Here is a 25,356-nt window from a genome sequence, read left to right as displayed (position 1 = left end):
TGCCGTCGGCGGTACCTCCCGGCGTATCCGCGCAGGAGGCGGGGCGCACAGGGAATTCACACCTGCGACGTCTTGTGCTGTAAGGTCGGCTCGGCCTAACGAAGGAGCTGAGCTCAAATGTCGGAAACCACTTTCCGCACGATCGCGATCGTCCTCTACTTCATCGGCATGCTGGCCATCGGCTGGTTCGCCTATCGCAAGACGAAGAACAGTCTCGACGACTATATGCTCGCGGGACGTGGGCTGCGCCCCAGCGTTGCCGCTCTGAGCGCCGGTGCCTCGGATATGTCGGGGTGGCTGCTCATGGGTCTGCCCGGAGCCATCTACGTCTCCGGTCTCATCGAAGCCTGGATCGCCATCGGCCTGACCATCGGCGCCTGGGTCAACTGGAAGATCGTCGCGCCTCGACTGCGTGCGTTCACGGAGAAGGCCGGCGACTCGATCACGATTCCCAGCTTCTTCGAACAGCGGCTGAAGGATCGGACACGACTGCTGCGCATCGTCTGCGGCATCATCATTCTGGTCTTCTTCACCTTCTACGTCTCCTCGGGCATGGTGGCGGCCGGCAAGTTCTTCGAGTCGAGCTTCGGACTCAACTACCTCGGCGGAATGCTGCTCGTCGCCGCGATCACGATGATCTACACCCTCTTCGGCGGATTCCTCGGCGCGACACTCACGGATGTCGCCCAGGGCCTGCTGATGTTCGCTGCCCTGATTGCCGTGCCGATCGTTGCCGTCATCAACGCCGGCGGGCCGACGACGGTGATCAGCAACGTCTCCGAAATCGATCCCGGTCTGCTCAGCCTCTTCGGTTCAGACGACTTCTGGACCTTCGCGACGATCGCGTCCATCGTCTCCGCCCTGGCGTGGGGCCTGGGCTACTTCGGCCAGCCGCACATCATCGTGCGCTTCATGGCCCTGCGCACCCCCGCGGATGCCACCGTCGCCCGCCGCATCGGCGTCGGCTGGATGGCGATCTCGGCGCTAGGCGCCGTCGCCACCGCCATCGTCGGCATCTCCTACTTCTCTCAGCACGCGGATATGGAACCCGCCGACGCCGAGACCGTCTTCCTCGACCTCGCGCAGATCCTCTTCCACCCGTTCATCGCCGGCCTCGTATTGGCAGCGGTGCTCGCGGCGATCATGTCGACGATCTCCTCGCAGCTCGTCGTCACGTCGTCAGCGCTCATCGAAGATCTGTTCAAGATCGTGGCCCTGCGCACCGGATCCACGCGGACGCTGCAGGACAAGACCTACGTGCTGCTCGGCCGCCTCGGCGTACTCGTCGTCGCCGTCATCGCAGTGGTCCTGGCGATCTCACCGTCGAACAGCATCCTCGACCTCGTCGCCTTCGCGTGGGCAGGTTTCGGCGCCTCCTTCGGGCCGATCGTCCTGCTCACTCTGTTCTGGAAGCGTCTGAGCAACTGGGGCGCCCTGTTCGGTCTGCTCTCCGGCGCGGTCGTGGCCTTCGTCTGGGGCCAGGTGAGCACCCCGATGACGGATGCGATCTACGAAATCATTCCCGGCTTCATCGTCAACCTCATCGTTGCCATCGTCGTCAGTCGATTCACTTACAAGCACGACGAGGCCGCTGACATCGAGTTCGACGAATCCGTGGAACTCTCCCGCGTGAAGTGAGAACTGACTCGTGAGGTGAGAGTCGACGCGAACTGAACGAAGGCCGGGGCACGATCGTGCCCCGGCCTTCGTCATATCGAGCCGTCAGTATGACCCATGGCTTACCCGCTTTCGGTGCGCTGAACGGATCTGGATGCGTCCGCAGGTGCCCGCCGATCAGAAGGGGCGCCGGTCACTCATGCGATGACATTACGTTGAGAGCCTCAGGTTGCGCACCGGAATAATCACCTTTCGTTCCAATCATCTGGATCGAAACCGATGATTGGAACGAAAAGCAATTGATCACGCCGAGGTGGCCGGACAGGTGCGTGGAAACCGACCCCGCCGAGGCGGCCCCATTCCTTCGAACATCGCCCCATTACCCTCGCAAAGGCAGTGAATACACTTCAGGCGGGCACCGGTGTCGGTGCCCGCCTGAAGTGTGTGACTCACGGCTGCGAAGATCCGAGCCGTCAGTCGGTCGAGGAGCTTACTTCTCCTCGGCAGCCTCGGAGGACTCTTCAGCGGTCTCGGCGTCAGCCTCGACTGCCTCTGTCTCGACTGCGGCGTCTTCGGCCGGAGCCTCTTCGACGACCTCAGCCTCAGCCGGTGCCTCTTCTGCCGGAGCGGCAGCGGCGGCGGTAGCCTGTTCGGCTTCCTTCACGGTTGCCTGCTTCGGCGAGTAGGGCTCGAGAACCAGTTCGATGACGGCCATCGGGGCGTTGTCGCCGGGACGGGGGCCGATCTTGGTGATACGGGTGTATCCACCGGGACGCTCGGCCATCGTTTCGGCGATCGAGGTGAAGAGCTCGTGCACGATCGACTTGTCGGAGATCTGGCCGAGCACGCGACGACGTGCGGCCAGGTCACCCTTCTTGGCGTTCGTGATCATGCGCTCGGCAACCGGGCGCAGGCGCTTGGCCTTCGTCACGGTCGTCTTGATCTGCTTGTGCTCGAACAGCTGGGCTGCCAGGTTGTTGAGCATCATGCGCTCGTGTGTGGGCGAACCGCCGAGGCGGGGACCCTTGGTTGGGGTTGGCATTGTCAGTTACTCCTAGGTCTTAATCAGTACTGTTCGTCTTCGACGTAGGACTGGTCCTCATCAACGAGACCGGCTTCGAACCCGGCAGGACTGTCCTTGAGGCTCAGGCCGAGCTCGTTGAGCTTCGCCTTGACCTCGTCGATCGACTTCGAACCAAAGTTGCGGATATCCATCAGGTCGGCTTCGCTGCGAGCAACGAGTTCGCCGACGGTGTGGATGCCTTCGCGCTTGAGGCAGTTGTAGGAGCGCACGGTCAGGTCGAGATCTTCGATCGCCAGCGCCAGGTCGGCGGCGAGTGCCGCGTCCACAGGCGAGGGTCCGATCTCGATGCCTTCTGCTTCGACGTTGAGCTCTCGAGCCAGGCCGAAGAGTTCGACCAGGGTCTTGCCCGCAGATGCGATGGCATCGCGCGGGGTCATCGAGGGCTTGGTTTCGACGTCGAGGACCAGACGGTCGAAGTCGGTGCGCTGTTCGACACGCGTGGCTTCGACCTTGTAGGTGACCTTGAGAACCGGGGAGTAGATGGAATCGACCGGGATCCGGCCGATCTCTGCATCCGCGTTCTTGTTCTGAGCGCTCGAAACGTATCCGCGTCCGCGTTCGATGGTCAGTTCCATGTCCAGACGACCCTCACCGTTCAGTGTGGCGATGTGCAGGTCCGGATTGTGGATCTCGACCCCGGCTGGAGCAGAGACATCGGCAGCGGTCACGGTGCCAGGTCCCTGCTTGCGCAGGTAGGCGACGACCGGTTCGTCGAATTCGGACGATACGACCAGGGACTTCAGGTTGAGGATGAACTCGGTGACATCCTCTTTGACTCCCGGCACGGTGCTGAACTCGTGGAGCACTCCGTCGATCCGGATGGATGTGACGGCGGCACCGGGGATCGAGGACAGCAGGGTCCGGCGAAGCGAGTTGCCGAGGGTGTAGCCGAATCCGGGCTCGAGCGGTTCGATGGCGAACCGTGAGCGGTTATCGGAGACGACTTCTTCCGTGAGCGTTGGGCGCTGTGCAATGAGCACGTGGGCTTCCTTTCAGCGAACATCCGCTATATGACGTTCGCACTGCACGTCATGGCCTCAAAAGCCATGAAGAACGGTTCGGGTTATCTGGGAATCCGTTCTGCGACCGATGTCGGGCTCGCACCCGTCATCCGTTGCAGTTCCACGGAAGGATCAGCCGCGGCGGCGCTTGGGGGGACGGCAGCCGTTGAACGGAACGGGGGTGACATCCTGGATGGTTCCCAGTTCCAGGCCGGCGGCCTGCAGCGAACGGATGGCGGTCTCGCGGCCCGAGCCCGGTCCCTTGACGAACACGTCGACCTTCTTCAGGCCGTGTTCCTGCGCCCGGCGAGCAGCCGATTCAGCAGCCATCTGAGCGGCGTACGGGGTCGACTTGCGCGAGCCCTTGAAGCCGATCTCACCTGAGGAGGCCCAGGAGATGACAGCACCGGTCGGATCGGTGATCGACACGATGGTGTTGTTGAAGGTTGATTTGATGTGAGCCTGGCCGGCAACGATATTCTTCTTCAGCTTGCGGCGAGGCTTGCGCACTGTAGCGGCGCGTGACTTGGGAGGCATATGTCCTACTCCTGATCGAGGTGGTTGGCCTCAGCCAACCGAGTGAGCGTGTTACTTCTTCTTACCGGCCACGGTGCGCTTCGGTCCCTTGCGGGTACGCGCATTCGTCTTGGTCCGCTGACCGCGAACCGGCAGACCGCGGCGGTGACGCAGGCCTTCATAGCTTCCGATTTCGACCTTGCGGCGGATATCGGCGGCCACCTCACGACGGAGGTCACCCTCAACCTGGAATGTGCCCTCGATGTAGTCACGCAGCTGGACGAGCTCTGCGTCGCTCAAGTCCTTCACACGGGTATCAGGGCTGATTCCCGTTTCGGTCAGGGTCTGGCGCGCACGGGTGCGGCCCACACCATAGATGTAAGTCAAGGCGACTTCCACGCGCTTTTCACGCGGGATGTCGACTCCGGCAAGTCGTGCCATGGGTACTGTCTCCTGTTGTTGTTTCGGAGGTGCTGATGCAAACCTGTCCTTGGTCTCCCAAGGTCTCCGGCCCCCGACCGGAGGTATCGTCCTGTGTCCATTCCCCGGAAGCTCTCACTTCTCATGGGTCCGAACGCAGATGGCGAGGTTTGCGCGGGTGTGGTGCTGCTGAGGCTCCGCGGTGGAGCCTCGATCTGCTCGAAACGAGCTGCTCAGCCCTGGCGCTGCTTGTGGCGCGGGTTGGAGCAGATGACGATGACCCGGCCGTGACGGCGGGTAATCTGGCAGTTCTCGCAGATCTTCTTGACGCTGGGCTTAACCTTCATCGTTTTTCCTTCTTTCGGTCCCTGCCCGGCCGGACAGGACGCGAATGATCGAAGATCCTTACTTGTAGCGGTAAACGATTCGTCCGCGCGAGAGATCGTATGGAGACAGCTCCACAATGACCCGGTCCTCGGGAAGGATGCGGATATAGTGCTGACGCATCTTTCCGGAGATATGTGCGAGCACCTTGTGCCCGTTGCTCAGCTCAACCCGAAACGATGCGTTCGGCAGAGCCTCGACAACGGTGCCTTCGATCTCAATGACCCCTTCTTTTTTGGCCATATCGTTCGCTAACCTCGTATTCCCGCGAAACCTTCGCGTTCGACGTAATCGTGTATCACCGACTCAATGCCGGTGACCCCTCGGCCTGCAGTCCTCGTCACCACATAAAAGAAGTGGATGGCAGAAGCCGCCCACATCTGAAAAAGGGTGAGTTGAATGAGAACAGACCAATCATCAACCCTACACTACGGAGAAAGAATCTTCCACACGGTGTTCGCTTCGGAGCGTGAAGTCCCTTACAATCCCGTCTTCACCGAGGCGGCGCACCGTTCCCATGTCCCCCGAAGACGAATGGAGCGCACCTCGGTCGCCCCGACTGCTAGCGTGAGAACCGCACCCGACGCAGTCCCCGAAGAGGAGTACACAGATGTCCGATTTCGATGCCATCACCGAGGAGTCCCTTGTCACGAAGGGCGGCCGCAAGTGGTCGTCCTTCCCCGGCTCCATCGGCGCCTTCATCGCCGAGATGGACTTCGGGGTCGCTCCCGCGGTGCGGCAGTCGCTGCAGACCATCGACGATCGCGACCTCTACGGCTACGCTCCCGCCGACCTGACCGCCGACCTGAGAACAGCGACCTCGAGCTTCTGCTCCGAGCACTACGGCTGGCGGATCCCCGTCGGTCACATCGAACCGGCCAGTGATGTGCTGGCCGCGTTCCTCGGCGTCCTCACCCACCTCACCCCACCCGACACTCCGATCGTGCTGCCGACACCGGCCTATATGCCGTTCTTCGATGTCGCGCGAGTGACCGGCCGCGAGCTCATCGAAGTCCCGATGCTGCGATCGGAGTCCGGCTGGTCATTCGACCTCGATGCCATCGCCTCTGCCCTGACCCCCGGAGCGACGTTCGTGCTGTGCAATCCGCACAATCCGATCGGCAAGGTCTGCACCGAGGCCGAACTGCTGGCCCTCGCCGACGTCGTAGAGAAGGCCGGTGCCAGGGTGTTCTCCGATGAGATCCATGCTCCGCTCGTCTATGCCCCCGCGCGGCACATTCCCTATGCCGCTCTCACCGAGGCGACCGCTGCCCACACCGCCACCGCGACAGCCGCGTCGAAGGCCTTCAACATCCCCGGTCTCAAATGCGCCCAGCTCATCCTCACCTCCCCGAGCGACCGTGAGGTCTGGGCGAAGAAGGGACAGTTCGTCTCGGGGGCCGCGTCGAACCCGGGGATACTCGCCACCACCGCCGCGTACACGCGTGGGAATGACTGGCTGAGCGAAGTCAACGGCTACCTCAAAGGCAACCGCGACCACTTCACCGATCTCGTCGGGTCGCTGCTGCCGGGTGCCGCCTATATCGAACCGGAAGGCACCTATCTGGCCTGGCTGGATCTGCGCGGCTATGGACTGGAGTCGAACCTGTCCGATCACATCCGATCTCGCGCCGAGGTGGCCGTGACCGAGGGTCGACTCTGCGGTGAGGTCGGGGCCGGACATATCCGCTTCAACTTCGCACTCCCCCGACCTCTGCTCACCGAGGCGGTCAAGAGGATCGCCCGGATCCTCTGACCACCACGCCCTGGACCCTCTGACCGACATGTCCGATGGCCTCCACCCCCGACACTGATCAGTATTCGGGCAGCAATTCGATGAGTTCGAAGGATGAGCTTGCTCCCGCGCACTCGCGGATCAGCTGATCGAAGCGCAGATAGTATTCGAGATTGCGCTGCCGCATCAGCGCACGGAACCGCACGGCCGTCTGAGTTCCGTCGACGAGAGCTTTAGGCAGCAGCAGATGGGTCATCACCGCACGAGCGACGTCGTAGTACAGATCGAAGAAGCTTCCCAGGCTCAGCCCTGCGCACCCCGTGCCGGGTGCCGAACCAACCGAACTCAACGCGTTCATGCGCTCTTCCAGAGGCGGCAGCTGGGCGAGAGCGGCGTCGAGTTCGAATGCCCGATTCGTCATCCTGCGTGCCGCCGCGAGAGAGTCGGGTGTCAGCACTCCTGCCTCAGACCAGGCGGGAACAGGGACGTGGGGCAACCGTGCCGAGAGCAGTCTGGACGGGTCTGCGCAGCCGATCAGGAGTCCCGGTCTCAGCTGCCTGTATCCCAAGCTCCGCGCAATGTACTGCAGCTGGTCGCGCAGCCCGCGTTCAACCTCCGGAAGCGAATACACAATGGTGTGGAAGCGCCCCTGATATTCGGGGAAGACGTGATCGCCCGCGATGTCACCGAAGTCTGAGAGGATGTGGTCGCTCAGACGGTAGATGGAGACCCGCCCGATCCGTTCGCTGCTGATGATGCCTCGTTGGACCATCCGTACGAGCTGATTGGGAACACTCGCGGAGGAATACCCGTGTTCACGCAACATGCTGACGATGACGGGGACCGGCAGTCCGCTGGCCTGCAGGCATCCGAAGACGGAGACCACGTCGAAGGCGACCCGCTTCGTCCGATACCGCACTCGCGCTGATGGTGGCGTCCGGAACTTTCGCCGCAGTCTGCTTCGTCGGCAGGTCTGCCTTGAGAAGGCAGATGCCGGCCGCCTGAGTTCTTCCCTCAGGCGTCTTTCGGAGCCACGGGAGTGATTCCGAACGGCGCCAGCCCGGCCGCTCCCCCGTCAACGGCCGTCAGTACCCAGACTCCCCCGTCATGACGGGCCACGCTGTGTTCCCAGTGACTCGCCCGTGACCCATCCGCCGTCACGACAGTCCAGTCGTCGGCGAGAGTGCGCGTATCCGCACCTCCCGTGGTGAGCATCGGCTCGATCGCCAGGCACATTCCGGGCTTGATCTTCGGACCGTTCGAGCGTGCCCGGTAGTTGAGGACCTCAGGCGCCATATGCATGGAGGTGCCGATGCCGTGTCCGGTGAATTCCTCGACGAGGCCCAGATGGGGGAATGATTCGGAGACGAAGTCATCGATGGCGTCGCCGATATCGCTGACCTTCGCACCGGTCGCGAACGCCGCGATGCCTGCCCACATAGCCGCCTCGGTGGCAGAGGACAGCTCACGGTCGGCGGCAGTGCCTGCTTCGTCGCCGCCGACGATCATCGTCAGAGCTGAGTCCCCATGGAAGCCGTCGACGACGGCGCCGCCGTCGATCGACACGATGTCCCCGGCTTGGAGGACGCGGGATCCCGGGATGCCGTGGACGATCTCCTCGTTCACGGAGATGCACACGACCGCAGGGAATCCCTGATAGCCCTTGAAATTCGAGCGGGCGCCGGCGGCGGCGATGACGGCTTCCGCAGCGGCGTCCACCTCGGCGGTGGTGGCTCCGGGAACGGCCGCGGACCGGGCCGCTGAGAGCACTTCTGCTGTCAGCTGCCCGGCCCGATGCATGAGCTCAAGCTCTGCGGGAGTCTTCAGCTCGATACGTGGTCCGAAGATCATCGAATGGTCGAGAGGATGCGTTCGGTGATGTCGTTGACTTCGCCGAGTCCGTCGACCTGGCGAAGCAGACCGCGGCTGCGGTAGATATCGGTCAGCGGCTGGGTCTGCTCTTCGTAGACGTCGAGGCGATGGCGGATGACGTCTTCGCTGTCGTCGCTGCGGCCCTCGGTCTGAGCACGCGCGAGCAGACGAGCGACGACCTCGTCGGTATCGGCCGTGAGCTCGACCACGTGCTCGATCGCCTTATCCTCTGCGGCGAGGATCCTGTCGAGTTCATCGACCTGGGCGCTGGTACGAGGATATCCGTCGAGGAGGAAGCCTTCGGCTGCGTCATCCTGTGCCAGTCGATCGGCGACCATCGAATTCGTGACCTCGTCGGGCACGTACTCGCCGGCATCCATGTAGCGCTTGGCCAGCTTGCCCAGTTCGGTCTCACCCTTCACATTGGCCCGGAAGATGTCTCCGGTCGAGATGGCCGGGACGCCGAGCGCCTCGGACAGGCGTGCGGCCTGGGTGCCCTTGCCGGCGCCGGGAGGGCCGATCAGGATGATGCGTGAACTCATAAGGTGTCCTTCCAATGGGATGTCCGCTGAACGTCAGCGTCCGGTCGAATCAGCGCAGCAGCCCCTCGTAGTGGCGCTGCTGCATCTGCGCGTCGATCTGCTTGACGGTTTCGAGGCCGACGCCGACGACGATCAGCAGTGAGGTGCCGCCGAACGGGAAGTTCTGGTTGGCGTTGATGAGAACCAGAGCGATCAGCGGAATGAGGGCGACGAAAGCCAGGTAGAGCGAGCCGGGGAAGTTGATGCGGCTGAGTACGTAGCTGAGGTACTCGGCGGTCGGGCGACCGGCACGGATACCCGGGATGAAGCCGCCGTACTTCTTCATATTGTCCGCGACCTCTTCAGGGTTGAAGGTGATCGCGACGTAGAAATAGGCGAAGAAGATCGTCAGCAGCGCATACACGGTGATGTAGAGAGGGTGGTCACCGCGGGTGAAGTAGGTGTTGATCCATTCGACTGCCTTGGATTCCGGGTCGAAGAACTGCGAGATCAGACTCGGCAGGTAGAGCACCGAGGAGGCGAAGATGACGGGGATGACACCGGCCATATTCACCTTGATCGGGATGTAGGTCGACGTTCCGCCGAACATCCGACGGCCCACCATGCGCTTGGCGTACTGGACGGGGATCCTGCGCTGCGACTGCTCGACGAAGACGACGAGGGCGATGAGGACGAGTCCGACGGCCATGACGATGATGAAGATGTCGACACCCTGCTCGCGGAAGATCGCACCGAGCGAGGACGGGAAGGCAGAAGCGACGGACGTGAAGATGAGCAGCGACATTCCGTTGCCCACACCGTGTTCGGTGATCTGCTCACCCAGCCACATGATCAGGCCGGTTCCCGCGGTCAGCGTGAGGACGAGGACGGCAATGCCCCACCAGGTGTCGTTGGCGATGAGGTCCTGGCAGTTCTGGACGTCGCCGAACAGTGCACCGGAGCGCACGGTCGCCACGAGGGTCGTCGAGTTGAGGATCGCGAGGCCGATCGTGAGGTAGCGAGTGTACTGAGTCAGCTTCGCCTGACCAGAGGCGCCTTCCTTATGGAGGGCTTCGAAACGAGGAATGACCACTCGCAGCAGCTGGACGATGATGCTCGCGGTGATATACGGCATGATGCCCAGGGCGAAGATCGACAGCTGCAGCAGCGCGCCACCGCTGAAGAGGTTGATCATGGCGAATCCGCCCTCATTGAGCTGAGGCGAAGCCACGCATTCCTGCACCTTGGTGTAGTCGATTCCAGGCGAAGGAATGAACGAGCCGAGTCGGAAGATGACAAGAATGCCCAGGGTGAAGAGGAGTTTCTTCCTCAAGTCGGGCGTTCTGAAGGCCCTCCGGATTGCGCCGATCAAGCGTCCTCCTCGTTGGGGGATGAAAAGTCAGAGTCGTGGTCGCGACCTGGCGATTGGGACAAATACCTGCAAAAGACTACCAGGGTATGCCCTCCAGCCCGAAACCGGCGAAGCCCCGCGGCGACTCGGCGCAACCTGTGTTCGCGGCGGTCACAGAGCGGTTTCAGACAGGGGTTGAGATGAGCGGTTTCACGCAGTGTTCGAGAGGGCGCCTGGCCGGTCTCGGCCTGGAACGCGGACCACCGCCGCCGGCGTTCAGGGATGCAGAAGGGGGCGGCCACCGAAGTGACCGCCCCCTTGACCAGCGTTGAAGCCGGGAATCCGTTCCGAGCGGAACGGATCAGGCCTCGTTGGTGCTTCCGCCTGCAGCCTTGATCTTCTCGGCTGCGGAGCCGGAGAACTTGTCTGCAGTGATGTTCAGAGCAACGGTGATCTCACCGGTGCCGAGAACCTTGACGGGCTGCTTTGCGCGCACAGCGCCCTTCTCCACGAGATCGGCGACGGTGACGTCTCCGCCCTCGGGGAACAGGCTGGACAGCTTGTCAAGGTTGACAACCTGGAACTCCACCTTGGCGGGGTTCTTGAATCCACGCAGCTTGGGCAGACGCATGTGCATCGGGGTCTGGCCGCCCTCGAAGCCGTGCGGAACCTGGTAGCGGGCCTTCGTGCCCTTGGTTCCGCGTCCGGCGGTCTTACCCTTCGAAGCCTCACCACGACCGACGCGGGTCTTGGCGGTCTTGGCTCCGGGAGCAGGGCGCAGATCGTGCAGCTTCAGCGAGTCGTTGTTCGACATATCAATCGACCTCTTCCACAGTCACGATGTGGCGGACAGCGTTGATCATTCCCCGGATCTCGGGGCGATCTTCCTGCACCACAACGTCGTTGGTCCGCTTGAGACCGAGCGAACGCAGCGTGTCACGCTGGCTCTGACGGTATCCGATTGCGGACTTGCGCTGAGTAATCTTGAGCTTTGCCATCAGGACTTCGCCCCACTTTCAGCAGCTGCTCGCAGCAGTGCGTGCGGAGCAACTTCGTCGACGGGCAGGCCACGGCGAGCCGCAACCTCTTCCGGGCGCTCAAGGCCCTTCAGTGCGGCGATCGCAGCGTGCACGATGTTGATCGCGTTCGCCGAGCCCAGAGACTTGGACAGGACGTCCTGGACGCCTGCCGCATCGAGGACCGCACGAACGGGTCCACCGGCGATGACACCGGTACCCGGAGCGGCCGGACGCAGCAGGACGACGCCTGCGGCTTCCTCGCCCTGGATGGGGTGCGGAATGGTCTTCTGGATGCGGGGAACGCGGAAGAAGTTCTTCTTCGCTTCCTCAACACCCTTGGCGATGGCGGCAGGAACTTCCTTCGCCTTGCCGTAGCCCATGCCGACCATGCCGTCACCGTCACCGACCACGACGAGAGCCGTGAAGGAGAACCGACGTCCACCCTTGACGACCTTCGACACGCGGTTGATCGTGATGACGTGTTCGATGAACTGGTTCTTGTCTTCACGGTCGTTGCGACCGCCGCGTCCACGGCCTTCGCCGCGTCCGCGACCCTGACCGCCCTGTCCACCCTGGCCGCGGCCACGGGAGGAACGGTCACCGCTGTTGTCGGTGCGGGTCTCAGCAGCTGCCTGCTGTTCCTTGTTCTCTTCAAAGCTCATAGGGCCAATCCTCCTTCACGGGCACCTTCGGCGATTGCCTGCACACGGCCGTGGTAGGCGTTGCCTCCACGGTCGAAGACGACGGAATCGATTCCGGCGTCCTTGGCGCGCTGAGCAACCAGCTCGCCCACCTTGCGGGCTTTGCCGGTCTTATCGCCTTCGAATGTCCGCAGGTCGGCTTCCATAGTGGAGGCCGAGACCAGGGTCTTGCCGACGGTGTCGTCGATGACCTGGACGAAGACGTGGCGCGTGGAGCGAGTCACTGAGAGGCGAGGGCGCTCGGTCGTGCCGCTGACATGCTTGCGCAGTCGAGCGTGACGACGCTTGCGAGCAGCTGCCCTGCCTTTGCCGTAGCTTTCCTTCTTGCCAAAGGCCATCTTTACTTACCAGCCTTTCCGACCTTGCGACGGACGATTTCGCCGGCGTAGCGCACACCCTTGCCCTTATAAGGCTCGGGCCTGCGCAGCTTCCGGATGTTGGCAGCGGTCTCACCGACGAGCTGCTTGTCGATTCCGTGGACAGCGACCTTGGTCTGACCGTCGACGCTGAAGGAGATTCCCTCCGGCGGTTCGACGACGATCGGGTGGCTGTAGCCGAGGGCGAACTCGAGGTTCGATCCCTTGGCCAGGACACGGTAACCGGTTCCGACGATCTCGAGGGCCTTGGAGTAGCCATCGGTCACACCGACGATCATGTTGTTGATGAGCGTGCGGGACAGTCCGTGCAGAGAACGCGATTCGCGCTCTTCGTCCGGACGGGCAACCGTGATGACACCGTCTTCGAGCGATACGGTGATCGGCTCGGCGATGGTGACGGACAGCTCGCCCTTAGGTCCCTTGACGGCGACATCCTGGCCGTCGACCTTGACCTCGACGCCGCTGGGAACGGAGATCGGGTTCTTGCCAATACGTGACATGTTCTTCTCTCCTTCCTTTACCAGACGTAGGCGAGGACTTCCCCACCCACACCCTTCTTGGCGGCCTGACGGTCCGTCAGGAGACCTGACGAGGTCGACAGGATGGCGATGCCGAGGCCGCCGAGAACCTTGGGCAGGTTCGTGGACTTCGCGTAGACGCGCAGTCCCGGCTTCGACACACGACGCAGGCCGGCGATCGAACGTTCCCGGTTGGGTCCGAACTTCAGGTCCAGGAGCAGAGTCTTGCCGACTTCGGCGTCTTCGACGCTCCAGCCGGTGATGTAGCCCTCGGTCTTGAGGATCTCGGCGATGTTCGACTTGAGTTTCGAGAACGGCATGCTGACGTCCTCGTGATAAGCCGAGTTGGCGTTGCGCAGACGCGTAAGCATGTCTGCGACTGGATCAGTCATTGTCATTTGGGCACTTGCCCTTCCTCGTTACGGTTTCCGCCCACGTACTGTGCTTGGACCTGCAACGTAGCGATTATTTTTGTTTGAACGGGAACCCGAGGTGACGCAGCAGTGCACGTCCCTCGTCGTCGGTTGCCGCGGTGGTGACGACGGTGATATCCATACCGCGGACTCGGTCGATCCGGTCCTGATCGATCTCGTGGAACATGGACTGTTCGGTGAGGCCGAAGGTGTAGTTACCGTTTCCGTCGAACTGACGATCCGAGAGTCCGCGGAAGTCGCGGATACGCGGCAGTGCCAGAGTGATGACGCGGTCGATGAACTCCCACATCCTGGCTCCACGCATGGTGACGTGAGCGCCGATGGGCTGACCTTCGCGCAGCTTGAACTGTGCGATGGACTTGCGGGCACGGGTCACGACAGGCTTCTGACCGGTGATCAGAGTCAGGTCGTTGATCGCGCCTTCGATCATCTTGGAATCGCGTGCTGCGTCACCCACACCCATGTTCACGACGACCTTGGTCAGTCCGGGAACCTGCATGGGGTTGGCGTAGTTGAACTCTTCCTGCAGCTTCGCAACGATCTCTTCGCGGTAAATCTGCTTGAGACGCGGTGCGGGACGGCTGGTGGTTGTTTCCGTCATCAGATCTCCTCCCCGGTGCGACGCGAGATGCGAACTCGAACGGTCTTGGTGCGACCGTCGCGCTCGACGCTCTCTTCGCGGTATCCGACGCGGGTTGGCTTGTTGTCCTTGGGATCAACGAGCGCCACGTTGGACACGTGGATGGGGGCTTCGTGGGTCTCACGGCCACCAGCGGTGCCGCCGGCCTGAGTCTGCGTAGCCTTCTTGTGCTTGATCACGCGGTTGACGCCCTCAACGAGGACGCGGTTGCGTTCGGGGTAGACGGCAAGAACCTTGCCCTGCTTGCCACGATCGCCACCACGGGACTGCCGAGCGCCGGCGATGACCTGGACGAGGTCGCCCTTCTTGATCTTGAGCTTGTTCGCCATGCTCACAACACCTCCGGTGCCAGGGAGACGATCTTCATGAACTTCTTGTCGCGGAGTTCGCGTCCCACGGGCCCGAAGATACGGGTTCCGCGTGGTTCCTCATCGTTCTTGAGGATGACAGCTGCATTCTCATCGAACTTGATGTAGGAGCCGTCGGGACGACGACGTTCCTTGGCAGTGCGAACGATGACGGCCTTGACGACGTCACCCTTCTTCACATTGCCGCCAGGGATTGCATCCTTGACGGTTGCCACGATGGTGTCACCGATCGAGGCGTAGCGCCGACCGGAACCACCCAGGATCCTGATTGCCAGGATCTGCTTGGCGCCAGTGTTGTCGGCGACTTTGAGTCGCGACTCTTGCTGAATCACTATTTTCTCCTGTCGTCGCGCTGGTTCTCACGCCTGAGCGGGAGCCTTGCGGAACGGATTCATTGACATTTCACCCCGTTCCCGGTAGCCGCCCACGGCCTGCAGGAGGCCGCGGGCGGGACCGGGTGGGTGGGGTGGCGTTGACTACTTGGCGCGTTCGACGATTTCGACGAGCCGCCAACGCTTCGCGGCCGAAAGGGGCCGCGTCTCGGCCACGAGGACGAGGTCGCCGATGCCGGCGGTGTTCTCTTCGTCGTGAACCTTGTACTTGACCGACTTGCGCATGACCTTGCCGTAGAGGCGGTGCTTCATGCGCTCCTCAACCTCGACGACGATGGTCTTGTCCATCTTGTCGGATACGACGTAGCCACGTGCGGTCTTGCGGGAGTTGCGTTCCGCAGCAGTGGCCTCGGTGTTCGTGGTCTCCGCCATCACTTGCTCTCTTCCTTGGCATCAGCGGGGTTCGGACGGATGTCCAGCTCCCGTTCGTTGAGCACGGTGTAGATACGAGCGATGTCGCGACGCACGGCCTTGAGGCGACCGTGGCTCTCCAGCTGGCCGGTGGCCGACTGGAAACGCAGGTTGAACAGCTCGGCCTTGGCCTTCTTGAGCTCTTCCTGCAGACGCTCGTTGTCGTAACCGTCAAGCGCGTCGATGGAAAGGTTCTTCGAACCGATAGCCATTCTCACTCACCACCTTCGCGGGCCACGATACGGGCCTTCAGCGGAAGCTTATGGATCGCCAGGCGCAGAGCCTCGCGAGCAACTTCCTCGGACACACCGCCGAGTTCGAACATGACTCGACCGGGTTTGACATTGGCGATCCACCACTCCGGCGAACCCTTACCGGAACCCATGCGGGTTTCGGCAGGCTTCTTCGTCAGCGGGTGATCAGGGTAGATGTTGATCCACACCTTGCCGCCGCGCTTGATGTAGCGGGTCATGGCAATACGTGCGGCCTCGATCTGACGGTTGGTGACGTAAGCCGGCTCGAGAGCCTGGATGCCGTAGTCACCGAAGGACACCGTCGTGCCTCCCTTGGCTGCGCCGCCCCGGTTGGGGTGGTGCTGCTTGCGGAATTTCACTCGACGAGGGATCAGCATTTCTCAGCCCTCCGATCCGGCCTCAGCCGCGGGGGCTTCGGCGCTGTTCTCAGTATTACGGGCCTGGTCGCCACGGCGCGGTGCGCCTTCCTGACCACGTCCGCGGCCTCCACGACCGCGCCCACGGCCACGCGGGCCACGAGCAGCAGGAGCCTTGGCCTGCTCGGCGGCAAGCTCCTTGTCGGTCATGTCGCCCTTGTAGATCCACACCTTGACGCCGATGCGTCCGAAAGTGGTGTGGGCTTCGTGAACGCCGAAGTCGATGTTCGCGCGCAGGGTGTGCAGCGGCACACGACCTTCGCGGTAGAACTCGGACCGGCTCATCTCAGCACCGCCGAGGCGGCCCGAGCACTGCACGCGGATGCCCTTGGCACCTGCGCGCTGGGCGCTCTGGATCGCCTTGCGCATTGCGCGGCGGAAGGCCACGCGGCTGGCGAGCTGCTCGGCAACGCCCTGGGCGACGAGCTGAGCGTCGACCTCGGGGTTCTTCACCTCAAGGATGTTGAGCTGAATCTGCTTGCCGGTGAGCTTTTCGAGCTGACCGCGGATGCGGTCTGCTTCGGCTCCGCGACGGCCGATGACGATGCCCGGGCGTGCGGTGTGGATGTCGACGCGGACACGGTCACGCGTGCGCTCGATGTTGACCTTCGAGATGCCGGCCCGTTCGAGGCCGGTGTTCATCATCTGGCGGATCTTGACATCTTCGAGCACGTAGTCGCGGTAACGCTGCCCCGGCTTGGTCGAGTCAGCGAACCACTTCGACTTGTGATCCGTGGTGATTCCGAGTCGGAATCCATTCGGATTGATCTTCTGGCCCATTAACGGTTCCCCTTCCGGCTCTTGCGCTGAGGCAGGTCGTCACCGCTGGCCAGGACCACTGTCACGTGGCTGGTGCGCTTCTCGATGCGAAAAGCGCGACCCTGGGCACGCGGACGGAACCGCTTCATGGTCGGCCCCTCGTCCACGAAGGCTTCGGAGATGACCAGTTCGTTCTCGTCGAACGCAACGCCTTCCTCGTCGGCCCGGACACGCGCATTGGCGATGCCGGAGGCCACGAGCTTGTAAATCGGATCTGATGCCGACTGTTCTGCAAACTTCAACACTGCAAGTGCTTCGGTCGCCTGCTGACCACGAATGAGGTCGATGACGCGCCGAGCCTTGCGAGGCGTAACGCGCAGGTACCGCGCCTTAGCCTTGGCTTCCATCGCTTCCTTCTCTCTTCTCTAGGATCGAAAGAGTGCCCCGCTCAGCGGCGGCGACCCTTGCGATCGTCCTTTTCGTGGCCACGGAACGTCCGTGTCGGTGCGAACTCGCCGAGCTTGTGTCCGACCATCGACTCAGTGATGAAGACGGGGACATGCTTGCGTCCGTCATGTACTGCGATGGTGTGTCCCAGGAAGTCCGGGGTGATCATCGAGCGACGAGACCATGTTTTGATGACATTTTTGGTGTTCTTCTCGTTCTGACGAGCCACCTTCTGGAAGAGGTGTTCGTCGACGAAAGGACCCTTTTTGAGGCTACGAGGCATAAGTCAGTACTCCAATCAGCGCTTCTTGCCGGTCCGGCGACGGCGCACGATGTACTTGTCGCTCTCTTTGTTCGGCCGGCGTGTGCGGCCCTCCAACTGACCCCACGGGCTGACTGGGTGACGACCACCCGAAGTACGGCCCTCGCCACCACCATGCGGGTGGTCGATCGGGTTCATCACGACACCGCGGACGGTCGGGCGCTTGCCCTTCCAACGCATGCGGCCTGCTTTGCCCCAGCTGATGTTCGACTGCTCGGCATTGCCGACCTCGCCGATCGTCGCACGGCAACGCGCATCGACGTTGCGGATCTCGCCCGAAGGCATCCGCAGCTGTGCGAAACGGCCGTACTTCGCCACGAGCTGCACGGACGAACCGGCAGAACGAGCGATCTTGGCACCGCCACCGGGACGCATTTCAACTGCGTGCACCACGGTGCCGACTGGGATGTTGCGCAGGGCAAGGTTGTTGCCCGGCTTGATGTCTGCACCCGGACCGGCTTCCACCTGTGCGCCCTGTTTGAGGTTCTGCGGGGCGATGATGTAGCGCTTCTCTCCGTCTGCATAGTGCAGCAGAGCGATGCGAGCCGTACGGTTCGGGTCATATTCGATGTGTGCGACCTTCGCCGGAACGCCATCTTTGTCATGGCGGCGGAAGTCGATGACACGGTACTGACGCTTGTGACCGCCGCCCTGATGGCGGGTGGTCACGCGTCCCTGGCTGTTGCGGCCGCCGCGCTTGGGCAGCGGGCGCAGAAGCGACTTCTCCGGTGTAGACCGGGTCACTTCGACGAAGTCGGCGACCGACGAGCCACGGCGGCCCGGGGTCGTCGGCTTGTGCTTACGGATTCCCATGAGTCTTGTCCTTCTTTGACGAAGGATCGCTTAGAGCGATCCACCGAAGATGTCGATCGATCCGTCCTTGAGGGCGACAATGGCACGCTTGGTGTCCTTGCGCTTTCCCCAACCGGTGCGGGTGCGGCGGCGCTTGCCCTGACGGTTCAGGGTGTTGACCTTGGCGACCTGCACATCGAAGATCGTTTCAATGGCTTGCTTGATCTCGGTTTTGTTCGAGTCCTGGTCGACGAGGAAGGTGTACTTGCCTTCGTCCATCAGGCTGTAGGTCTTCTCCGAGACGACCGGTGCGACGATGATGTCGCGCGGGTCCTTGAAGTTCAGACTCATGATGCGTCCTCCGATTTGCGGTTTCCGCTCAGGAACGCGGCAAGAGCTGCCTCGGTGAACACGATGTCGTCGGCGAGCAGCACATCATAGGTGTTGAGCTGATCGGCGGTGAGCACGTGGACGTGGGGCAGATTGCGCACGCTCAGGTAGGTGAGCTCGTCGTCACGATCGAGCACCACGAGGGTGTTCTTGCGTTCGGACAGACCGGCCAGTGCGGCCTTCGCCTGCTTGGTCGACGGGGCGTCGCCGGTGACCAGGTTCTTCATCACGAAGACCTGATCGAGGCGCGCACGATCCGACAGGGCTCCGCGCAGAGCGGCGGCCTTCATCTTCTTGGGGGTCCGCTGCGAGTAGTCGCGCGGGACCGGTCCGTGCACGATTCCACCGCCGTTGTACTGAGGAGCGCGGATCGAACCCTGACGGGCGTTGCCGGTTCCCTTCTGACGGTAGGGCTTGCGACCGCCACCGCGAACTTCGGAGCGGGTCTTCGTCTTGTGCGTACCCTGACGGGCCGCAGCCAGCTGTGCAACGACGACCTGGTGGATCAGGGGCACATTGGTCGGCACACCGAAGACCTCGGCGGGCAGATCAACGGAGCCGGCCTTGGCACCAGCGGCATCGATGACGTCGACTGTCTTGACATCAGTCATGACGTTCAGGCCTCCTTCGCGGCCGAGCGAACGAGGACGACTCCACCCTTGGGGCCGGGAACGGCGCCCTTGATGAGCAGGAAGTTGTTCTCGTTGTCCACGGCATGGATCGTGAGGTTCTGGGTGGTGTGCTTGACAGCGCCCATACGGCCGGCCATGCGCATACCCTTGAACACGCGACCAGGTGTCGCGGCTCCGCCGATCGAACCTGGCTTGCGGTGGTTGCGGTGCTGACCGTGGGAGGCACCGACACCGGAGAAGCCGTGACGCTTCATGACACCGGCGGTTCCCTTGCCCTTGGTCTTCGCGGTCACATCAACCTTGAGTCCGGCTTCGAACGTGTCGACGCCGAGTTCCTGGCCGAGCGCGTAGTCAGCAGCATCTGCAGTGCGCAGCTCGACGAGGTGACGGCGTGGGGTCACACCGGCCTTCTCGAAGTGGCCTGCAGTCGGCTTGTTGACCTTGCGAGGATCGATCTCGCCGAACGCGATCTGCACAGCGGGGTAACCATCGGTTTCCTCGTTGCGGACCTGGGTTACGACGTTGTTACCGGTGGCCACCACGGTCACCGGCACGAGGTTGTTCTGCTCATCCCAGACCTGGGTCATGCCCAGCTTGGTTCCCAGAAGGCCCTTGACCTTGCGGGTGGTCGGGAGAGCGGATGAACGAGTGTTCGCCATTGCTGCCTCCCTTAGAGCTTGATCTCGATGTTGACGTCGTCCGCGAGGTCGAGACGCATCAGCGAATCGACTGCCTTCGGCGTCGGGTCGACGATGTCGATCAGACGCTTGTGCGTGCGCATCTCGAAATGCTCACGGCTGTCCTTGTATTTGTGCGGCGAACGGATGACGCAGTAAACGTTCTTCTCCGTTGGCAACGGCACGGGGCCCACAACAGTCGCACCTGCGCGAGTGACGGTGTCCACGATCTTGCGTGCAGCACTGTCAATCACAGCGTGGTCGTACGACTTGAGCCGAATGCGGATCTTCTGTCCCGCCATGGCGTCGTCTCTTTCTTTAGTTGCTTCCGGCCATCAACTCGCAGAGTGTCGGAGACTCTCTGCCGTCTGTGCCGGCTGACCATGACCGACCCCCGAGGTCGGGCGTGTCGGCAGATCCTGGCGGAGAAATTCTCACTTCTCCCCCAGCGCCGACGGCGCTTCTACTCATTGGCTGCTCGGTCCGAACCCGCATGATGCAGATTCATCGATCCGATAGTGTTTCAGGCTGTTCGCGGTATCACTACCGCAGTGCAGGGGTCAACGCCCAAAACGCAACTTCACTATCTTGTCATAGAGCACTTCACCCGCGCAATTCCGGGAACGGTGCCTGTGAGGGAACTCTCAAGGACGGCGCGAACCCGATTCATGCTGGCCCTCGATCAGACGGCGCAGCGCACCTCCCCCAAACAGCATCATCTGACCGGGTGCCGGCAAGTGCATCCCGAACATGCGGAAGGGCCGCAGTTCCGAAGAACTGCGGCCCTAGCCGGTGGTGCTCAGTGAGTCAGATCAGGCGTTGATCTTGGTGACTCGACCGGCGCCGACGGTGCGTCCACCCTCGCGGATAGCGAAGCGGAGGCCGTCCTCCATCGCGATCGGCTGGATGAGCTCGACCGACATGTCGGTGTTGTCGCCGGGCATGACCATCTCGGTGCCCTCAGGCAGCGTGATGACGCCGGTCACGTCCGTGGTCCGGAAGTAGAACTGCGGACGGTAGTTCGAGTAGAACGGGTTGTGACGTCCGCCCTCGTCCTTGCTCAAGATGTAGACCTGAGCTTCGAACTTGGTGTGCGGGGTGATCGAACCCGGCTTCACGATGACCTGACCGCGCTCCACGTCTTCGCGCTTGGTTCCGCGCAGAAGCAGACCGACGTTCTCACCTGCACGGGCATCCGGCAGGGTCTTGCGGAACATCTCGATGGCGGTGACGGTCGTCTTGGACGACTTCTCCTTGATGCCGACGATTTCGATTTCGTCGTTCGGCAGGAGGACGCCGCGCTCGACACGACCGGTGACGACGGTTCCACGACCGGTGATCGTGAAGACGTCCTCAACGGGCATGAGGAACGGCTTGTCGACATCGCGCTCCGGCTCGGGAACGTTCTCGTCGACGGCTGCCATGAGTTCCTGAACGCTCTTGACCCACTTCTCGTCGCCTTCCAGCGCCTTGAGTGCGGACACCGGGACGACAGGAGCGTTGTCTCCGTCGAATTCCTGGCTGGAGAGCAGATCGCGAACCTCGAATTCGACGAGCTCGAGGAGCTCTTCGTCATCGACCATGTCGGACTTGTTCAGAGCCACGACGATGTAGGGAACGCCGACCTGACGAGCGAGCAGCACGTGCTCACGGGTCTGGGGCATCGGGCCGTCGGTGGCGGCAACGACGAGGATCGCACCGTCCATCTGGGCGGCACCGGTGATCATGTTCTTCACGTAGTCGGCGTGACCCGGGGCGTCGACGTGAGCGTAGTGACGCTTCTCCGTCTGGTACTCAACGTGCGAGACGTTGATGGTGATGCCGCGCTCCTTCTCCTCAGGTGCGTTGTCGACCTGGTCGAAGGCGCGAGCCTCATTGAGATCCGGGTACTGATCCGCCAGGACCTTGGTGATCGCAGCGGTCAGGGTGGTCTTTCCGTGGTCAACGTGGCCGATGGTGCCGATGTTGACGTGCGGCTTAGTCCGTTCGAAACTAGCCTTTGCCACTGGGTTCCTCCTCGTGGTTGTCAAAAGATATGCGGTTCATATCTTAGACCTTTTGTTGGTTATCTTTCATTCCGGCGACCATGTTCTTGATCACCGGGGCGACCGGAATTCGGAGATTACTCTCCGCCGCGCACCTTCTGGATGATCTCCTCGGCAACAGCCTTCGGGACCTCCGCATAGCTGGAGAACGTCATCGAGTACACCGCACGGCCCTGGGTCTTCGACCGCAGATCACCGATGTAACCGAACATCTCCGAGAGCGGGACCACAGCCTTGACGACCTTCACACCGGAAGCATCGTCCATCGACTGAATCTGTCCACGCCGGGAATTCAGGTCGCCGATGACGTCACCCATGTATTCCTCAGGGGTACGCACCTCGACGTCCATGACCGGTTCGAGAAGAACCGGGTTCGCCCGCTGGACGGCTTCCTTGAAGACCATCGAGCCGGCGATCTTGAATGCCATCTCCGAAGAGTCGACATCGTGGTAGGCGCCGTCGACCAGAGTGGCCTTGACTCCCACCATAGGGTAACCGGCGAGGGCACCGAACTGCATGGCGTCCTGGATGCCGGCGTCGACGCTCGGAATGTACTCGCGCGGAACGCGTCCGCCCGTGATGGCATTCTCGAACTCGTAAATCGTATCGCCCTCGACCTCGAGGGGCTCGAAGGTGACCTGGACCTTCGCGAACTGTCCCGATCCACCCGTCTGCTTCTTGTGGGTGTAGTCGTACTTCTCGACAGTGCGACGGATGGTCTCACGGTAGGCGACCTGCGGCTTGCCGACGTTCGCCTCGACCTTGAACTCGCGACGCATGCGGTCGACGAGGATGTCGAGGTGCAGCTCGCCCATTCCGCGGATGACGGTCTGGCCGGTCTCGTCGTCAAGCTCGACCTGGTAGGTCGGGTCTTCCTTGACGAACTTCTGGATGGCCGAGGACAGCTTCTCCTGGTCGCCCTTGGTCTTCGGCTCGATGGCCACGGAGATCACAGGCTCCGGGAAGGTCATCGATTCGAGAGCGATCGGGTTCGCCGGGTCGCTGAGGGTATCGCCCGTCGTGGTCTCCTTGAGACCGATGAAGGCGTAGATGTGGCCGGCGAATGCCTCTTCGACCGGGTTCTCCTTGTTGGAGTGCATCTGGAAGAGCTTGCCGACGCGCTCCTTCTTGCCCGACGAGGTGTTGAGCACCTGCTCACCGGACTTGACGTGACCGGAGTATACGCGCACATAGGTCAGCGAACCGAAGAACGGGTGCGAGGCGACCTTGAAGGCCAGAGCCGAGAACGGCTCGTCCGTCGAAGGCTTACGGGTCAGTTCCTCTTCGTCGTTGTTCGGGTTGTGTCCGATCATCGGAGGCACGTCGAGCGGCGAAGGGAGGTAGTCGATGACCGCGTCGAGCATGGGCTGCACGCCCTTGTTCTTGTACGCGGAACCGCACATGACCGGGAAGGCCTCGGACTTGATGACGAGTTCGCGGATGCCGGCCTTGACGTCAGCCGTCGTGAGCTCTTCGCCCTCGAGGTACTTCTCCATGAGCTCTTCCGAGCTCTCGGCGACGTCCTCGACGAGCTGCGCACGGTACTGAACAGCCTTGTCCTTGAGATCCTCGGGGATCTCGATCTCGGTGATGTCCTGACCCATCTTGGTCTCATCGGGCCAGACATAGGCCTTCATCTCAAGCAGGTCGACGATGCCGGCGAAGTCGCTTTCGGCACCGATCGGCAGCTGGATGACCAGCGGCTTCGCGCCGAGGCGCTCCTTGATGGTGTCGACGGTGAAGTAGAAGTCAGCACCGAGCTTGTCCATCTTGTTGACGAAGCAGACGCGCGGAACATCGTACTTGTCGGCCTGACGCCACACGGTCTCGGACTGGGGCTCAACGCCCTCCTTGCCGTCGAACACAGCGACGGCGCCGTCGAGGACGCGCAGCGAACGCTCCACCTCGACCGTGAAGTCAACGTGACCGGGGGTGTCGATGATGTTGATCTGGTTGTTGTCCCAGTAGCAGGTCGTCGCGGCCGACGTGATCGTGATGCCGCGTTCCTTCTCCTGGTCCATCCAGTCCATGGTGCCGGCGCCGTCGTGGGTCTCGCCCATCTTGTAGTTCACGCCGGTGTAGAAGAGGATGCGTTCGGTCGTAGTTGTCTTACCGGCATCGATGTGGGCCATGATGCCGATATTACGGACCTTGTTCAGGTCGCTGAGCACGTCAAGTGCCACGGTGTCTCTCTCTCAATCGATGATTTGCTCGACTCCCCTGCGCTGCCGGCCGACAGAACTCGCGGACGAGGTCCGCCGGCCGGCGCACAGGGCAGGCGATTACCAGCGGTAGTGGGCGAAGGCCTTGTTGGACTCGGCCATCTTGTGAGTGTCCTCGCGGCGCTTGACTGCTGCGCCGAGGCCGTTGCCGGCGTCCAGGATCTCATTCATGAGTCGTTCGGTCATGGTCTTCTCACGGCGCTGGCGGGAGTATCCCACGAGCCACCGCAGAGCCAGGGTGGTCGAACGAGCCGGACGAACATCAATCGGCACCTGGTAGGTCGCGCCGCCGACACGGCGGGAACGGACCTCGAGGGACGGACGGATGTTGTCGAGAGCCTTCTTCAGGTTGACAACGGGGTCGTTGCCGTTCTTCTCGCGGGTGCCTTCGAGGGCACCGTAGACGATCCGCTCTGCGGTCGAGCGCTTGCCGTCGAGCAGGATCTTGTTGATCAGCTGCGTGACGAGCGGTGAGCTGAAGACCGGGTCAACGACGATCGGTCGCTTGGGTGCAGGACCTTTACGTGGCATTACTTCTTCTCCCTCTTCGCACCGTACTTGCTGCGGGCCTGCTGGCGACCCTTGACACCCTGGGTGTCGAGCGAACCGCGGACGATCCGGTAGCGAACACCGGGCAGATCCTTGACGCGGCCACCGCGCACGAGCACGATCGAGTGCTCCTGCAGGTTGTGTCCCTCGCCCGGGATGTATGCGGTCACTTCGATCTGGCTCGAAAGCTTGACACGAGCGACCTTGCGAAGAGCCGAGTTCGGCTTCTTGGGGGTAGTGGTGTACACACGGGTGCACACTCCACGACGCTGCGGGCTGCCCTTGAGGGCAGGAGCGTCCGATCCTGCTGTATTGACATGCCGTCCCTTGCGGACGAGCTGTTGGATAGTCGGCACTAAGCGTTCTCCATTTGCTTCTCGATAGACCTAATTCCCAATTTCGGCCACGACCGCAGTCGTCTCTGTGAACCGTGGGACATATCCGACCGGACACCGGGTGAAGCTTGGCTCCCGATGCCAGTAACCACGCG

At 62.2% G+C, this 25,356-nt stretch carries 36 protein-coding genes; 2 read left to right on the top strand and 34 right to left on the bottom strand.

The window, feature by feature from the left end:
* The first annotated feature begins 117 nt into the window (after positions 1–117).
* Entirely contained in the window at positions 118–1,638 is a 1,521-nt protein-coding gene (gene putP / locus HK353_RS12235; RefSeq protein ID WP_173156456.1) for a sodium/proline symporter PutP, read from the top strand.
* 469 nt (positions 1,639–2,107) lie between these two features.
* Here putP and rplQ read toward each other — a convergent pair whose 3' ends face one another.
* The 6 genes from rplQ to infA all read right to left on the bottom strand — a co-directional run bounded on the left by rplQ (position 2,108) and on the right by infA (position 5,265).
* Entirely contained in the window at positions 2,108–2,659 is a 552-nt protein-coding gene (gene rplQ, locus HK353_RS12230; RefSeq protein WP_173156455.1) for a 50S ribosomal protein L17, read from the bottom strand.
* Positions 2,660–2,682: 23 nt separating this feature from the next.
* Positions 2,683–3,681, bottom strand: a complete 999-nt coding sequence (locus HK353_RS12225) for a DNA-directed RNA polymerase subunit alpha (RefSeq protein ID WP_025777903.1) — start codon at positions 3,679–3,681, stop codon at positions 2,683–2,685.
* Between the two features lie 153 nt (positions 3,682–3,834).
* Positions 3,835–4,239, bottom strand: a complete 405-nt coding sequence (gene rpsK, locus HK353_RS12220; protein WP_025777904.1) for a 30S ribosomal protein S11 — start codon at positions 4,237–4,239, stop codon at positions 3,835–3,837.
* A gap of 51 nt (positions 4,240–4,290) precedes the next feature.
* The gene (rpsM, locus tag HK353_RS12215; RefSeq protein ID WP_025777905.1) at positions 4,291–4,659 is read right to left on the bottom strand and encodes a 30S ribosomal protein S13; all 369 of its coding nucleotides are present in this window, start codon (positions 4,657–4,659) and stop codon (positions 4,291–4,293) included.
* A gap of 212 nt (positions 4,660–4,871) precedes the next feature.
* Positions 4,872–4,985: a 50S ribosomal protein L36 gene (gene rpmJ / locus HK353_RS12210; RefSeq protein WP_009884960.1), complete on the bottom strand. Its 114-nt coding sequence runs from the start codon at positions 4,983–4,985 to the stop codon at positions 4,872–4,874.
* Between the two features lie 58 nt (positions 4,986–5,043).
* A complete protein-coding gene (infA, locus tag HK353_RS12205) occupies positions 5,044–5,265 on the bottom strand; it encodes a translation initiation factor IF-1 (RefSeq protein ID WP_009379245.1) in 222 nt (73 codons plus the stop codon).
* Positions 5,266–5,632: 367 nt separating this feature from the next.
* On the opposite strand from infA, the gene HK353_RS12200 reads away from it, so the two are divergent.
* Positions 5,633–6,778 carry a MalY/PatB family protein gene (locus HK353_RS12200; RefSeq protein ID WP_173156453.1) on the top strand — a complete coding sequence of 382 codons (1,146 nt, stop codon included), beginning with the start codon at positions 5,633–5,635 and terminating at the stop codon, positions 6,776–6,778.
* Positions 6,779–6,836: 58 nt separating this feature from the next.
* Here the strand turns inward: HK353_RS12200 and HK353_RS12195 are convergent, their stop codons facing one another.
* From HK353_RS12195 to rpsL, 28 genes are all read right to left on the bottom strand, one after another.
* Positions 6,837–7,676, bottom strand: coding sequence for a PaaX family transcriptional regulator (locus HK353_RS12195; RefSeq protein WP_342589911.1), 840 nt, complete (start codon positions 7,674–7,676; stop codon positions 6,837–6,839).
* 95 nt (positions 7,677–7,771) lie between these two features.
* On the bottom strand, positions 7,772–8,608 hold the full coding sequence (map, locus tag HK353_RS12190; RefSeq protein ID WP_173156451.1) for a type I methionyl aminopeptidase: 837 nt from the start codon (positions 8,606–8,608) through the stop codon (positions 7,772–7,774).
* Entirely contained in the window at positions 8,605–9,171 is a 567-nt protein-coding gene (locus HK353_RS12185; protein ID WP_139468548.1) for an adenylate kinase, read from the bottom strand. The genes map and HK353_RS12185 overlap by 4 nt, the downstream gene beginning before the upstream one ends.
* A gap of 49 nt (positions 9,172–9,220) precedes the next feature.
* On the bottom strand, positions 9,221–10,522 hold the full coding sequence (gene secY / locus HK353_RS12180; RefSeq protein ID WP_139468549.1) for a preprotein translocase subunit SecY: 1,302 nt from the start codon (positions 10,520–10,522) through the stop codon (positions 9,221–9,223).
* Between the two features lie 340 nt (positions 10,523–10,862).
* Positions 10,863–11,315, bottom strand: a complete 453-nt coding sequence (rplO, locus tag HK353_RS12175; RefSeq protein WP_101546948.1) for a 50S ribosomal protein L15 — start codon at positions 11,313–11,315, stop codon at positions 10,863–10,865.
* A gap of 1 nt (position 11,316) precedes the next feature.
* Complete coding sequence (gene rpmD, locus HK353_RS12170; RefSeq protein WP_025777914.1) at positions 11,317–11,499, bottom strand: 50S ribosomal protein L30; 183 nt, start codon at positions 11,497–11,499, stop codon at positions 11,317–11,319.
* Positions 11,499–12,182, bottom strand: a complete 684-nt coding sequence (rpsE, locus tag HK353_RS12165) for a 30S ribosomal protein S5 (protein WP_173156449.1) — start codon at positions 12,180–12,182, stop codon at positions 11,499–11,501. The genes rpmD and rpsE overlap by 1 nt, the downstream gene beginning before the upstream one ends.
* Positions 12,179–12,559 (bottom strand): 50S ribosomal protein L18, encoded by a 381-nt coding sequence (rplR, locus tag HK353_RS12160; RefSeq protein ID WP_092015640.1) that lies wholly within the window; start codon positions 12,557–12,559, stop codon positions 12,179–12,181. The genes rpsE and rplR overlap by 4 nt, the downstream gene beginning before the upstream one ends.
* Before the next feature lie 2 nt (positions 12,560–12,561).
* The gene (gene rplF, locus HK353_RS12155) at positions 12,562–13,098 is read right to left on the bottom strand and encodes a 50S ribosomal protein L6 (protein ID WP_173156447.1); all 537 of its coding nucleotides are present in this window, start codon (positions 13,096–13,098) and stop codon (positions 12,562–12,564) included.
* 17 nt (positions 13,099–13,115) lie between these two features.
* Entirely contained in the window at positions 13,116–13,514 is a 399-nt protein-coding gene (gene rpsH, locus HK353_RS12150; RefSeq protein ID WP_025777918.1) for a 30S ribosomal protein S8, read from the bottom strand.
* Positions 13,515–13,581: 67 nt separating this feature from the next.
* Positions 13,582–14,151: a 50S ribosomal protein L5 gene (gene rplE / locus HK353_RS12145; RefSeq protein WP_039206325.1), complete on the bottom strand. Its 570-nt coding sequence runs from the start codon at positions 14,149–14,151 to the stop codon at positions 13,582–13,584.
* Positions 14,151–14,519, bottom strand: coding sequence for a 50S ribosomal protein L24 (gene rplX, locus HK353_RS12140; RefSeq protein WP_139468550.1), 369 nt, complete (start codon positions 14,517–14,519; stop codon positions 14,151–14,153). The genes rplE and rplX overlap by 1 nt, the downstream gene beginning before the upstream one ends.
* Before the next feature lie 2 nt (positions 14,520–14,521).
* Entirely contained in the window at positions 14,522–14,890 is a 369-nt protein-coding gene (gene rplN, locus HK353_RS12135; RefSeq protein WP_025777921.1) for a 50S ribosomal protein L14, read from the bottom strand.
* Between the two features lie 144 nt (positions 14,891–15,034).
* Positions 15,035–15,322 (bottom strand): 30S ribosomal protein S17, encoded by a 288-nt coding sequence (rpsQ, locus tag HK353_RS12130; protein ID WP_025777922.1) that lies wholly within the window; start codon positions 15,320–15,322, stop codon positions 15,035–15,037.
* Positions 15,322–15,573 (bottom strand): 50S ribosomal protein L29, encoded by a 252-nt coding sequence (gene rpmC / locus HK353_RS12125; RefSeq protein WP_025777923.1) that lies wholly within the window; start codon positions 15,571–15,573, stop codon positions 15,322–15,324. Before rpmC ends, rpsQ begins: the two co-directional genes overlap by 1 nt.
* Positions 15,574–15,575: 2 nt before the next feature.
* On the bottom strand, positions 15,576–15,992 hold the full coding sequence (rplP, locus tag HK353_RS12120) for a 50S ribosomal protein L16 (RefSeq protein ID WP_025777924.1): 417 nt from the start codon (positions 15,990–15,992) through the stop codon (positions 15,576–15,578).
* Between the two features lie 3 nt (positions 15,993–15,995).
* A complete protein-coding gene (rpsC, locus tag HK353_RS12115) occupies positions 15,996–16,811 on the bottom strand; it encodes a 30S ribosomal protein S3 (RefSeq protein ID WP_139468552.1) in 816 nt (271 codons plus the stop codon).
* Positions 16,811–17,197, bottom strand: a complete 387-nt coding sequence (rplV, locus tag HK353_RS12110) for a 50S ribosomal protein L22 (protein WP_025777926.1) — start codon at positions 17,195–17,197, stop codon at positions 16,811–16,813. Before rplV ends, rpsC begins: the two co-directional genes overlap by 1 nt.
* A gap of 41 nt (positions 17,198–17,238) precedes the next feature.
* Positions 17,239–17,520, bottom strand: a complete 282-nt coding sequence (rpsS, locus tag HK353_RS12105) for a 30S ribosomal protein S19 (protein WP_173156445.1) — start codon at positions 17,518–17,520, stop codon at positions 17,239–17,241.
* A gap of 15 nt (positions 17,521–17,535) precedes the next feature.
* Positions 17,536–18,372, bottom strand: coding sequence for a 50S ribosomal protein L2 (rplB, locus tag HK353_RS12100; protein ID WP_025777928.1), 837 nt, complete (start codon positions 18,370–18,372; stop codon positions 17,536–17,538).
* A gap of 30 nt (positions 18,373–18,402) precedes the next feature.
* Positions 18,403–18,702 carry a 50S ribosomal protein L23 gene (gene rplW, locus HK353_RS12095; RefSeq protein WP_025777929.1) on the bottom strand — a complete coding sequence of 100 codons (300 nt, stop codon included), beginning with the start codon at positions 18,700–18,702 and terminating at the stop codon, positions 18,403–18,405.
* The gene (gene rplD, locus HK353_RS12090; protein WP_139468553.1) at positions 18,699–19,352 is read right to left on the bottom strand and encodes a 50S ribosomal protein L4; all 654 of its coding nucleotides are present in this window, start codon (positions 19,350–19,352) and stop codon (positions 18,699–18,701) included. The genes rplW and rplD overlap by 4 nt, the downstream gene beginning before the upstream one ends.
* Before the next feature lie 5 nt (positions 19,353–19,357).
* Entirely contained in the window at positions 19,358–20,032 is a 675-nt protein-coding gene (gene rplC / locus HK353_RS12085) for a 50S ribosomal protein L3 (protein WP_101546942.1), read from the bottom strand.
* A gap of 11 nt (positions 20,033–20,043) precedes the next feature.
* Entirely contained in the window at positions 20,044–20,352 is a 309-nt protein-coding gene (gene rpsJ / locus HK353_RS12080) for a 30S ribosomal protein S10 (RefSeq protein ID WP_009379191.1), read from the bottom strand.
* 510 nt (positions 20,353–20,862) lie between these two features.
* A complete protein-coding gene (gene tuf / locus HK353_RS12075; protein ID WP_173156442.1) occupies positions 20,863–22,056 on the bottom strand; it encodes an elongation factor Tu in 1,194 nt (397 codons plus the stop codon).
* A gap of 116 nt (positions 22,057–22,172) precedes the next feature.
* The gene (gene fusA, locus HK353_RS12070; RefSeq protein ID WP_173156441.1) at positions 22,173–24,278 is read right to left on the bottom strand and encodes an elongation factor G; all 2,106 of its coding nucleotides are present in this window, start codon (positions 24,276–24,278) and stop codon (positions 22,173–22,175) included.
* Positions 24,279–24,377: 99 nt separating this feature from the next.
* Entirely contained in the window at positions 24,378–24,848 is a 471-nt protein-coding gene (gene rpsG / locus HK353_RS12065) for a 30S ribosomal protein S7 (RefSeq protein WP_039206341.1), read from the bottom strand.
* Positions 24,848–25,222, bottom strand: coding sequence for a 30S ribosomal protein S12 (gene rpsL, locus HK353_RS12060; protein WP_025777935.1), 375 nt, complete (start codon positions 25,220–25,222; stop codon positions 24,848–24,850). Before rpsL ends, rpsG begins: the two co-directional genes overlap by 1 nt.
* Positions 25,223–25,356: the final 134 nt, after the last annotated feature.

The sequence above is a fragment of the Brevibacterium permense genome (assembly GCF_013280495.1).
Taxonomy (GTDB): Bacteria; Actinomycetota; Actinomycetes; order Actinomycetales; family Brevibacteriaceae; genus Brevibacterium; species Brevibacterium permense.
This window is presented reverse-complemented; position numbering and strand designations above follow the sequence as displayed.